Genomic DNA, 250 nt, shown 5'->3' with positions numbered 1-250 from the left:
GCGCATGCACCCGCGCCAAGCGCACATGCCTATCTTTCGGCACATCCCGAAGAGCTCGTCCCCGCTGCGGCGAGTACGGGCATTCGTGCGGGACGACGCTTCTATTCGCCGCGGCACGTGCCTGTCGAAACCGTTACGAAGTCGGGTGACACTTACGAAAACCTCGCGATCGAGGCGTTCCTCCGGGGACTTTCAACAGAGGTGGCAGATGAATGCGCCTCGCTCGAAGCGCTATTGGCGACGCTCGATG

The 250-nt window shown here is 62.0% G+C and carries 1 protein-coding gene; it reads left to right on the top strand.

All coding sequences use genetic code 11. The features are described from left to right. Window positions 1-250, top strand: a 250-nt coding sequence (locus H6A60_RS13425) for a hypothetical protein (protein WP_205105355.1), incomplete at both ends; no start/stop codon positions are given.

Origin of the sequence: Sutterella massiliensis, from assembly GCF_016899755.1 — a bacterium.
GTDB lineage: Bacteria > Pseudomonadota > Gammaproteobacteria > Burkholderiales > Burkholderiaceae_F > Sutterella > Sutterella massiliensis.
Note: the sequence above shows the minus strand (reverse complement) of the source record. Positions and strands in the feature narration are given on the sequence as shown.